The organism is Actinoplanes sp. NPDC051633, from assembly GCF_040681735.1.
In the GTDB taxonomy this organism is placed as follows: domain Bacteria; phylum Actinomycetota; class Actinomycetes; order Mycobacteriales; family Micromonosporaceae; genus Actinoplanes.
Map to the genome: position 1 here is coordinate 1 of NZ_JBFAZH010000122.1, position 11,459 is coordinate 11,459.

Here is an 11,459-nt window from a genome sequence, read left to right on the forward strand (position 1 = left end):
GGGCCTGGACGGCATCGAGGCGACCCGGCGGATCGTCGCGGACGACGGCCTCCGCGACTGCCGGGTGATCATCCTGACCACCTTCGAGACCGACGAGTACGTGTTCGCCGCGCTGGCCGCCGGCGCGAGCGGCTTCCTGACCAAGGAGGTCGACCCCGACGGTCTCCGCCGCGCCGTCCGCGTCGTGGCGGCCGGTGACGCCCTGCTCTCGCCCAGCGTGACCCGCAGGGTGGTGACCCGGTTCGCGCATCGGCCACCCGCCGCGCCGGTGGCCGGCGGCGACCGGCTGGCCGCGTTGACCGCCCGGGAGCGCGAGGTGGTGCGGCTGGTCGCCACCGGTCTGTCGAACGAGGACATCGCCGGTGAGCTGGTGATCAGCCCGCTGACCGCGAAGACGCACATCACGCGGGCGATCGCCAAGCTCGGTGTCCGCGACCGGGTGCAGCTGGTCATCGTCGCCTACGAGGACGGACTGGTGGGACGCGACTGACATCGATGTCAATCCGTGGCTGCAGAATCTTGTGCATCGATGGTTGTGACGGTCAGGATGTGGTACGCCCGCCCGCCATCCACAGCCCCGCCACCACCCTTGGCAGGACTGAAGGCCCTATTAAATGAGGAGACCGCATGCACCGGCCACGCCGGGGCGCCGCGATGGTGTCCCTTGCTCTGATGGCCTCCATGGCCGTCGGGAGCCCGGCACGAGCAGCCGAAGAGTCCTTCGCGTCGTCCTTCGAGGCCGGCGATCCGCAGCCGGCCTGGGCCGACACGGTCGACACCGGCCCGGACGGGCAGCCTCGCAAGAGCGGCGTGGACGGCAACGTCGTCGTCGGCATCCCCGGCAGCCTGCGCGACCGGGTGATCGACATCCAGGCGAACGCGCAGCCGAACTCCAACGAGGGCGTGCGCAACCTCAACGACGGCGACCCCGAGACGAAGTGGCTGGTGGACACGCCGACGTCGTGGGCGCAGTACACACTGGACGAGGCCGCCACCGCGATCCGCTACACGATGACCTCGGCCAACGACGCGCCGGAGCGTGACCCGCGGGACTGGAACGTGCAGGGGTCGGCCGACGGGTCGAGCTGGACCACGGTGGACAGCCGGACCGGGGAGAGCTTCGCCGAACGGTTCCAGACCAAGACGTACGAGATCGCCGACCCCGGCTCGTTCAAGATCTACCGGCTGAACATCACCGGGCACCCTCCGGGAACCTGACGCAGCTCGCCGGCTGGGAGCTCGCCGACGACTCGACCACGACGCCGCCGGGCAGCGACATGCAGAGCCGGATCGGCGCCGGGCCCGCGAGTTCGCCCACCGCGAAGGCGGGCGTGGGCTACACCGGGCTGAAGGCGTTCCAGATCGCGGGGCGGCACACCGCGCAGGGGCGCGCATACTCGTACAACAAGGTCTTCGACGTCGACGTCGAGGTGACCGCGCAGACCGAGCTGTCCTACCTGGTCTTCCCCGAGTTCAACCGCGACGACCTCAGCAACCCGGCGACGTACACGGCGGTCGACCTCGCCTTCACCGACGGCACCTACCTGTCCGACCTGCACGCCGTCGACCAGCACGGCACGGTGGTCAGCCCGGCCGCGCAGGGCGCGGGCAAGACGCTCTACACCTCGCAGTGGAACAAGCGGATCTCCCGGATCGGCGCGGTGGCCGAGGGCAAGACCATCGACCGGATCCTGGTCGGCTACGACAAGCCGTCCGGGCCGACGCAGTTCCGCGCCTGGTTCGACGACCTCGCGCTGTCGAACGTCGAGCCGGCCGCCCCGAAGGAACATCTGAGCGACTGGGCGGACACCCGACGGGGCACCAACTCGTCCGGCTCGTTCAGCCGCGGCAACAACTTCCCGGCCACCGCGGTCCCGCACGGCTTCAACTTCTGGACCCCGGTGACCAACGCCGGCACCACCAGCTGGCTGTACGAGTGGCACCGCGACAACAACGCGGCCAACCGCACCACCATCGAGGCGTTCTCGGCCAGCCACGAGCCCAGCCCGTGGATGGGTGACCGGCAGACCTTCCAGGTGATGCCGTCGGCCGCGGCCGGCACGCCGGACGCGAACCGGGCCGCCCGGGCGCTCGCCTTCGGCCACGAGAACGAGGTGGCCAAGCCGTACCACTACGGCGTCACCTTCGACAACGGGATGAAGACCGAGTTCGCGCCGACCGACCACGCGGCGCTGTTCCAGTTCACCTTCACCGGCGACAGCTCCAACGTGATCCTGGACAATGTGGACGATCGGTCCGGGCTGACCATCGACGCGGCGAACCGGTCCTTCTCCGGCTGGACCGACGTGAACAGCGGAGGCCTGTCGGCCGGCTGGACCCGGATGTTCGTGTACGGCACGGTCGACGCGCCGGTGACCGCGAGCGGCCTGCTGCCCGCCGGCAACCGGCCGTCCACCGGATACCTGAAGTTCGACACGACGACCGACAAGACGGTGTCGATGCGCATCGCCACCTCGCTGATCAGCGTCGACCAGGCCGAGCGCAACCTGGCCCTGGAGCTGGCCGAGGACGCCACCGTCGCGTCGGTGGGCGCGGCGGCCCGTGCGCTGTGGGACAAGAAGCTGACGACCATCGAGGTGGAGGGCGCGTCCGAGGACCAGCTCACCACGCTCTACTCCAACCTGTACCGGCTGTTCCTCTACCCGAACTCGGCCTACGAGAACACCGGCTCGAACGACAGCCCCGTCTACAAGCACACGGTGCAGTCCGCCGTCACCAGCCCGCCGAGCACGCCGACCGAAACCGGGGCACCGATCAAGGACGGCAAGGTGTACGTGAACAACGGCTTCTGGGACACCTACCGCACGACCTGGCCGGCGTACTCGTTGCTGACCCCGGCGCAGGCCGGCGAGATGGTCGACGGGTTCGTCCAGCAGTACAAGGACGGCGGTTGGATCTCCCGGTGGTCGGCGCCCGGCTACGCCAACCTGATGGTCGGCACCAGCTCCGACGTGGCGTTCTCCGACGCGTACCAGAAGGGCATCGACTTCGACGAAGAGGCGGCCTACCGGGCCGCACTGCGCAACGCCACCGTGACGCCGCCCAACGACAACGTCGGGCGCAAGGGCATGGCCACGTCCATCTTCAAGGGCTACACGCCGTACGACGTGACCGGCGAGGCGATGTCCTGGGCGATGGACGGCTACATCAACGACTTCGGCATCGCCACCATGGCGGCGAAGCTGGGCCACGACGAGGAGGCGGAGTACTTCCGCAACCGGGCGCTGAACTACGTCAACATGTTCGACCCGGCGGTCGGCTTCTTCCAGGGCCGCAACTCGGCGGGCGGCTTCCGCCTCGGCCCGAACGAGTACGACCCGCGGGTCTGGGGTTACGACTACACCGAGACCAACGGCTGGAACATGGCGTTCCACGTGCCGCAGGACGGCCAGGGCCTGGCCAACCTGTACGGCGGCAAGGACGGGCTGGCTAAGAAGCTGGACACGTTCTTCGCCACCCCGGAGACGGCGACCTTCCCGGGTTCCTACGGCGGCGTGATCCACGAGATGCTCGAGGCGCGCGACGTCCGAATGGGCCAGTACGGCCACAGCAACCAGCCGTCGCACCACATCATCTACATGTACGACTACGCCGGGCAGCCGCACAAGACGCAGGCACTGGTCCGCGAGGCGCTGTCCCGGCTCTACCTGGGCAGCGAGATCGGCCAGGGCTACCCGGGCGACGAGGACAACGGCGAGATGAGCGCCTGGCAGATCTTCGGCGCGCTCGGGTTCTACCCCCTGCAGATGGGCAGCCCGCAGTACGCGATCGGGTCGCCGCTGTTCACCAAGGCCACGGTGAACCTGGAGAACGGCAAGAAGATCGTCGTCAACGCCCCCGGCAACAGTGCGACGAACGTCTACGTCCAGTCGCTGACGGTCAACGGTTCGTCCTACACGTCGACGTCGCTGCCACATGACCTGCTGGCCACCGGCGCGACGCTCGACTTCGAGATGGGCTCCTCGCCCTCGACGTGGGGGGCCGACTCGCCGCCGCCGTCGCTGACCTCCGGCGACAAGGTGGCGACGCCGCTGCGCGACCTCACCGGTCCGGGCAAGGGCACGGCGTCCGAGCCGGCGTTGGTCGACGACACGACCGCCACCCGGGCGCCGCTGGCGGACAACCGATTCCGGTACCAGTTCGCCGGCGGCGGCGAGCAGCCGACGTTCTACACCCTCACGTCGAGCGCGACGGCCGGCGACCCGTCGGCGTGGAAGCTCGAGGGTTCCTACGACGGGACCACGTGGACGACGCTGGACGAGCGGACCGGTCAGAGTTTCGACTGGCGGCTGCAGACCCGGCCGTTCAAGATCGCGCACCCCGGCCGGTACGCGCACTACCGGGTCGCGGTCACCGCCGGGACCGCGGCGCTCGCCGAGGTCGAGCTGCTCGGGCAGCCCGCCGCGGCCTGCACCACGACGATCGGCGACAAGGTGGTCGGCGGCTTCACGGTGAAGTCCGGCACCACATGCCTGACGTCGGGCGCCACGGTCACCGGCTCCATCACCGTCAAGAAGGGCGCCTCGCTCTACGCCAACGGCGCCACCGTGCGGGGAGACGTGACGGCCACCGAGGCCGCGACGGTGTCGCTGCTGAACACGACGGTGACCGGCGCGGTGAAGGCGGTCGACTCGGGTCCCGTGGGGCTGGAGAATTCGGTCGTCCGCGGCTCGGTGACGTTGCGCCGCAACCACACCGCCACGGTCGTCTCGGCCAGCCGGATCACCGGCAGCCTGTCCTGCTCCGGCAACGACCCGGCGCCCGACGACAACGGCCTGCCCAACCGGGTCGCCGGCCAGGTGCAGGGCCAGTGCGCCAAGCTCTGACGCACCGGTGAGTGAGCGGGGGCCGTGCCGGGCCGGCACGGCCCTCGATTACTGTGGTCGGATGGCAGCGATCCGGGACATCGTGGTGGACTGCTCGCATCCGGCGTCGGTGGCCCGTTTCTGGGCCGCCGTGCTGGACGACTACGCGGTCGCGCCGTACACCGAGGAGGAGCTCGCCCGCATCGGCGGCGACCCCGAGAACGACCCCTCGGTCCTCGTCGAGCCGGCCGGTGACGGGCCGCGTTTCTTCTTCGTTCTGGTGCCGGAGGCCAAGACGGTCAAGAACCGCCTGCATCTGGACCTGCGCGCTGAGGATTTCGACGCGGAGCTGGACCGCCTGATCGGTCTGGGCGCGATGGTGTTCGCCGACCTTCCGGAGTGGACGGTGCTTCAAGACCCCGAGGGCAACGAGTTCTGCCTGCTCAAGAACTGAGCGTGGGAGGCGGCCAGCCGTTCCCAGAACGCGTCCCGGCCGGCCGGCGGCACGTCGTCGAGGGTGAGTCCGAAGACGTCGGCCAGCGCGGTGAAGTAGTCGCGCCGGTCCTCCAGCACGGTGCGGGTGTCGGCGTCCCCGACCCGGGTCAGGACGAGCCCGCGCAGCGAGTCGACGCCGGTCGCGTCCCGCCGCTGCACGGTGGCGACCCGCACGAAGCCCGAGTCGGGAGACGTCGACAGAAACTTGTGCTGATCGGCGAAGGCGGACATCTCGGCAGGCGAAGCGCGGAAGTCCATGCCGAGGAACGAGCCCCGGGCGTCGTGGTCGAACCGCCAGCCGCCCGGCTCGACCTCCGACGGGCGCAGCCGGTAGCGGAACGGGCCCTGCTCGTACTCGCCGGGCACCAGCGGCAGCGGCTCGTGCAGCGCGTCGCCGAGACCGAGGTCGACGAACCAGCGGCCCTCGGGCGACGCCTCGGACGGCAGCCCCGACACGGTGAGCACCAGGTGGTTGGCGGTGACGCCGGCCGGTAGCTCGGCGCTGCCCTGCACTCCCCCGACGTGCCGCGTGACGGAATAGCCGAGCGCCCGCAGCAGCTCCGAGAATGCGCCGTTGAGGTGATAGCAGTAGCCGCCGCGCCCGCGCAGCACGAACGCCACCGACTCGGCCGGCTCGACGGTGCGCCGCTGGCCGAGCCAGATCCACAGACATTCGTACGGCACGCGCTCGGCGTGCGCCCGGTGCAGCGCGTGCAGGGCCTCCACGCTCGGGCTCTGCGCAGAGAGCCCGAGCCGTCGCAGGTATGCGGGGACGTCGACGGTCACCCGGCCATTATGAGAGCGTCAGGGCGTAGAAGTTGATCCGTTCGTCGTTCGGGAGGGTCAGCGAGCGCAGCTGCTTGCCCTCGGCCAGGCGCAGGTTCAGGCCGAAGAGGTTGGTCGCCGGGCCGTCCGTGCCCTGGCCGGCCTTGATGCGGTGCGGCATCGACAGCAGCACCGACGTGCCCGGGGCGGCCGCGTTGCACCAGTCGCCGACCGTGATCGAACGCTCCTCCGACGTCCCGTCGGTGTACCCGATGGTGACCGCCCCGCTCACCGGGCCGTTGTACGAGGTCACCACGAACGACGCCGAGGAGTACGAACCCTCCGGCAGCAGCAGCGACTGCCCGGCCGCGGGCCGGAAGTTCTTCGCCGTGCCGGTCGGGTCCGGCGCCAGGTAGGTCGTCCCGTTCCAGGTGACCGGCCCGGCCGCGGGCAGCAGGTCGCCGTCGTAGCTCCAGCCGCCGCCGTCGAAGTTGCCCTCGTCCGGCCGCGCGACGGTCGCGGTGCCGTCGCGGGTCGGCTCGAGGTCGATCGCGCAGCCGCCGGTGACGGCGGTCGAGCAGGTCAGGGCCGGTTTCACGGTCACCGTCGCGGTCTTGGTCACGGTGTTCGCTCCCGTCACGGTCACGTCGATCGGATACGTCCCGTTCGCCGTCCCGGCCGGCGCGGTCACCGTTACCGTGCCGGTCAGCGAGACCGGCAGATGGTTGGACGTCAGCGTGCGCTGCCGCGGCTTTACGGCGACTGTCCATCCGGCCGGCCCCGTGGCCGTGATCGCCGGCGTGATCGTGCCCGGCGCCTGGGCCACCACGTCCACCGAGAACACCGTCGTGCCACCGGCCGGCATCGCGACGGTCGACGGTCGCAGGGCGGCGTCGACGTGCCGTCGCGCGTCCTGGGGCGCCTTGTTCACCGACGGCGGCTCGGCGGCCTTGCCGGTGCCCCAGCCCGAGGGCCGGTCGCCGACGGTGTGCGCGATCGTGCCGCCGTCCGCGACGGACGCCCACGTGACCCAGTTCTTCGTCTGCGCCTTCCCGTCCAGCCGGACACTCTGGATGTACCGCTTCTCGTCCGTCACGCCCGGGGCGGTGATCCGCAGGGTTCCGTCACCCGTGCGGACCGTGGCGCCGGGGAACTGCGGGCTCGACAGGGCCAGGAAATTTGCGCCGCTCATCGTCGGGTAGAGGCCGAGCGAGGAGAACACGTACCAGGCGCTCATCGTGCCGAGGTCGTCGTTGCCGGTCATGCCGTCCGGGCCGAGGGTGAACAGCGTCATCTGCGCGCGGACGACGGTGGCGGCCTTCGCCGGGGCGCCGGCCCAGTGATACATGTACGGCGCGAGCAGGTCGGGCTCGTTGTTCGGGTTGTACGTGGGCTTGGCGTAGTAGTCGTACGGCGCGGCGATCCAGTCCTCCCGCGCGGTGCGGGCCGGATCGGTGAGCAGCTTGTCGTAGACGAAGAAGTCGTCGAGGCGCTGCTCGGTCCGGGCCCGGCCGCCCATCAGCTGGACCAGCCCGGACGGGTCCTGCGGCACCAGCCACTGGTACTGGTACGAGCCGCCCTCGTGGAACTGCTCGGCCGCCGCGACCGGGTCGTACGGGGTGAGCCAGGTGCCGTCGACGGTCCGCGGGCGGAACGTCTCGGTGCCCTTGTCCCACAGGTTCCGGAACCACTGGCCCCGCTCGGCGAAGAGGGCGGCGTCCTCGGACCTGCCGAGGCCACGGGCCATCAGCGCGAGCGAGGCGTCGGCGGCCGAGTACTCGAGTGTCGCCGAGGCCGGGTGGTCGCAGTCGTTGTCGCCGCCCTTGTCGACGCAGTCGGTGCCGAGTTTGAGCCCGGACGGGATGTAGCCGCGGTCGGCGTAGTGGTCGACGCCGGTCCGCCCGTTGTACGGAGAGCCGGCCGGCGGCTGTTCCAGCGCGTTCCGGCGAAGCAGCTCGTACGCCTCCTGCTCGTGCCCGGCCAGCAGTCCCTTCGACCAGGCCTCGACCAGGAACGGGGTGACCGGATCGCCGGTCATGATGTTGGTCTCGCTGTTCGCCAGCGCCCACCGCGGCAGCCAGCCGCCGTCCCGCCCGATCGCGACCACCGACAGCGCCACGTCCCGCGCGACGTCCGGGGCGATCAGCTCGAGCAGCTGGTTCTGCGGGCGGTAGGTGTCCCACAGCGAGAAGTTCTGGTACGGCATGTAGCCCTCGGCCCGGTGCACCTCACGGTCGAAGCCGACGTAGGCGCCGTCCACGTCACCGGCCAGGTTCGGGTGCAGCAGGGAGTGGTAGAGGGCGGTGTAGAAGGCGGCCCGGCGGTCGCTCGTACCCCCGTCGATCTTGATCCGGTCCAGCTCGTCCACCCACCGTGCGCGCAGCGCGGCCCGGACCTTGTCGAAGTCGTAGCCGTCCGCGGTCTCCGCGGCCAGGTTCTTCCGCGCACCCTCGAGCCCGGTGTACGAGAGCCCGACCTTGACCACGACGTCCCGGTCGGCGGAGGCGTCGAACGTGACGTACGCGCCGTTACCGCCCGGCCCTGCCGCATCCCGGCTACCTTCAACCATTGTCGCATCGCGCCAGACCCCGAAGGCGGCGAACGGCCGGTCGAAGCCGGCGGTGAAGTAAACGGTGTGGTCGTCCTTGCCGGCGCAGAAGGTGCCGGCGTTCACGCGGCCCTCGATGGTCCGGTCGCCGACCACGTGGATCTCCGAGCCGAACACGTTCTGATTCGCCTTGCCGGTGTTGAACAGGACGTTCGCGGCGTCGGTGGCCGGGAAGGTGTACCGCTGCCAGCCGGTGCGCGCGGTGGCGGTGAGCTCGGCGTCGACGTCGTAGCGGGACAGCCCGACGCGGTAATACCCCGGCTCGGCGTCCTCGTCGTCGTGCGTGAACCCGGACTTGTACGCGTTGTGGTCGGTGCTGGTCACCGCGCCGGTGGTCGGCATGATCGGCAGCTCGCCGGCCACCCCGCAACCCACCCCGGAGAGATGCGTCTGGCTGAAGCCGTAGATCGCGTTCTGCGTGTAGTCGTAGCCGCCCTGGCCGCCCGTGTCCGGGCTGACCTGCACCATGCCGAACGGCGCGGCGGCGCCCGGGAACGTGTTCCCGAAATTCTGCGTGCCCACGAACGGATGCACGAGGTCGATCGGCGCCGGCTCGTCCGCGGCGGCCGCGGGGCTCGCGTGCGCGAAGGGCACCAGCAGGGCGGCGGCCACGATCAGGCGGCGCAACATCGGCAAACCTCCGGTGAACAACGTCATCTTCGCCTGACAACGTTGTCACCACGCACTGACGAAAGTCAATGCGTAACCCGTTTGCACCCCGGCCCTTCCCTGCTCTGACGGCGGAACCACTCAAGGCCGGGCCGCAGCACCCGATGTCTCCCGTACGGGCCGCCCAACCGGGGTGGTCCCTCGTGCGGCGGAGTGAATCTCTGATGGCTGTCACCACCGTGCCCGGCGACCTCGGGCAAGGCGCCCGGCGCCGCTGGCGCAACGTGTGCGTGCTGGTCGCCGTCGTGGTCGCCGGGTTCGCCGGAGTGCTCGGCCTCGGCATCGGCGGGGAAGCGCTCGGCCAGACCGTGTCCAACGTCGGGCTGTGCGCCGGCGCGTTCTTCGCCGCCGTCGCCTGTCTGCGCCGGGCCACCGGCTATCGCGGGCGGCGGCGCTGGGGCTGGGCGCTGATCGGCCTCGGCGTGCTGGCCTGGGGTTTCGGCCAGGGCGAATGGGTCTACCTCGAGTCGTACCTCGGTGACGAGGTGCCGGTCCCGTCGCAGGCCGACATCGGCTACCTCGGCATGGTCCTGCTCACCCCGATCGGCCTGCTGATCCTGCCGAGCACCGCGCAGGCCCTGGCCAACCGCGCCCGCAGCGTGCTGGACGGCATGATGGTCGCCTCGTCGCTGCTGCTGATGGCCTGGATCATCATCGTCGAGCCGCTGCTGCTGGCCGGCGGGGACAGCGCCCTGGCCCTCTACATCTCGCTCGCCTATCCGCTCGGCGACGTCGTGATCCTCACCATCGTCGTCTACATGCTCGCCCTGCAGCGCTCGCGCACCCAGGACTTCGCCCGGCTGGCGCTGGTCGGCGCCGGCATCGCGGCCTTCGCGGTTTCCGACATCGGGTACGCGTACCTGAACCTGATCGGCGCGTACGCCTCCGGCGGCATCACCGACGTCGGCTGGTTCGCCGGCTTCTCGCTGATCCTGCTGGCCGCCCGCAAGCCCCCGGCCACGGATGTGCCCGGCCCTTCCCCGGCCGAAAAGGAGCAGACCGACCAGCCGGTGGGCGTCCTGCTGCCGTACCTGGCCGTGCTCGCCGCCCTGGCCACCAGCGTGGTGTGGTTCGCACGCACCGGGCACTCCGACGCGTTCGTCGCGTACACCCGCTCGGCGCTGATCCTGCTGATCGTCGGTCGGCAGCTGCTCACCTTGCTGGAGAACCGCAGCCTCACCCGCAACCTCGAGACCCGGGTGGCCGACCGCACCGCCGAGCTCTACGCCAGCGAGCAGCGCTTCCTCGCGCTCGTGCAGCACAGCTCCGACGTGGTCACCGTGGTCAGCCCCGAGGCCGACGTGCTCTACCAGAGCGAGTCGGTGCAGAAGGTCTTCGGCTATCCCGCGCACGTGCTCACCGGCCGCCGCCTGACGAACCTGATCGACCGAGAGTCGGCGGTCCGGCTGGCCCAGGGGCTGCGCTCGGTGGCCGGCCGCCCGTACGCGACAACCGTCCTGGAACTGACCGTGCGGCACCGCGACCGCCGCGTGCGCCAGGCTGAGATGACCATCACCAACCTGCTCGGCGACCCCAGCGTCGGCGGCCTGGTGCTGAACACCCGTGACATCAGCGAGCGCAAGGAGCTGCAGGAGCAACTGGTGCACGAGGCGTACCACGACGCGCTCACCCAGCTGGCGAACCGCGCGCTGTTCCGCGAACGGGTCGGCGACGCGCTCGGCTCGCTCACCGGCGATGACGACGTCACCGTGCTGTTCCTCGACCTGGACGGGTTCAAGGAGGTCAACGACAGCCTCGGGCACCTGGCCGGCGACCAGCTCCTGGTGCAGGTGGCCGACCGGCTGCGAGCCGCGGTGCGCGAGGGCGACGTGGTGGCCCGCTTCGGCGGCGACGAGTTCGCGGTGCTGATCGCCGCGCCGCTGGGCGCTCCCGACGCCGAGATCGTCGCCCAGCGGATCGTGGACAACCTGCACGAGCCGTTCCGGATCGACACCCGCGACATCCACGTGCAGGCATCCATCGGCCTGTCCTCGGCCGGGCTGCTCGCCGACCTGGCCGACGGCGGCGTACATAAAAAATATAATGAAAAAAAGCATCATTATACTAACGTTATACCAACATTATACTCTCATTAT

Annotated in this window: 5 protein-coding genes and 1 pseudogene; 4 read left to right on the top strand and 2 right to left on the bottom strand. The window is 70.2% G+C overall.

The genetic code is table 11. From position 1 onward, the window contains the following. The 3 genes and pseudogenes from AB0M20_RS10190 to AB0M20_RS10200 form a co-directional block, all read left to right on the top strand. A partial coding sequence (locus tag AB0M20_RS10190; RefSeq protein ID WP_364296517.1) for a response regulator transcription factor occupies nt 1–490 on the top strand: 490 nt, incomplete at its 5' end. A 182-nt stretch (nt 491–672) separates the two neighbouring features. Next, a pseudogene (locus tag AB0M20_RS10195) lies at nt 673–4,847 on the top strand (GH92 family glycosyl hydrolase). 61 nt (nt 4,848–4,908) lie between these two features. Then, a complete protein-coding gene (locus AB0M20_RS10200; RefSeq protein ID WP_364296519.1) occupies nt 4,909–5,280 on the top strand; it encodes a VOC family protein in 372 nt (123 codons plus the stop codon). Here the strand turns inward: AB0M20_RS10200 and AB0M20_RS10205 are convergent. Together AB0M20_RS10205 and AB0M20_RS10210 are read right to left on the bottom strand one after the other, a co-directional pair. Further along, the gene (locus tag AB0M20_RS10205; protein WP_364296521.1) at nt 5,238–6,107 is read right to left on the bottom strand and encodes an arylamine N-acetyltransferase; all 870 of its coding nucleotides are present in this window, start codon (nt 6,105–6,107) and stop codon (nt 5,238–5,240) included. The two genes, AB0M20_RS10200 and AB0M20_RS10205, sit on opposite strands and share 43 nt — an antisense overlap. 7 nt (nt 6,108–6,114) lie before the next feature. After that, nucleotides 6,115–9,324, bottom strand: coding sequence for a GH92 family glycosyl hydrolase (locus AB0M20_RS10210; protein ID WP_364296523.1), 3,210 nt, complete (start codon nt 9,322–9,324; stop codon nt 6,115–6,117). Between the two features lie 203 nt (nt 9,325–9,527). Here AB0M20_RS10210 and AB0M20_RS10215 point away from each other — a divergent pair. Then, on the top strand, nt 9,528–11,459 hold a 1,932-nt coding region (locus tag AB0M20_RS10215), incomplete at its 3' end, for a sensor domain-containing diguanylate cyclase (RefSeq protein WP_364296525.1).

Coding starts and splice junctions, on each gene's coding strand:
- AB0M20_RS10210 (WP_364296523.1), bottom strand. CDS start 9,324: ATGTTGCGCCGCCTGATCGTGGCCGCCGCCCTGCTGGTGCCCTTCGCG.
- AB0M20_RS10200 (WP_364296519.1), top strand. CDS start 4,909: ATGGCAGCGATCCGGGACATCGTGGTGGACTGCTCGCATCCGGCGTCG.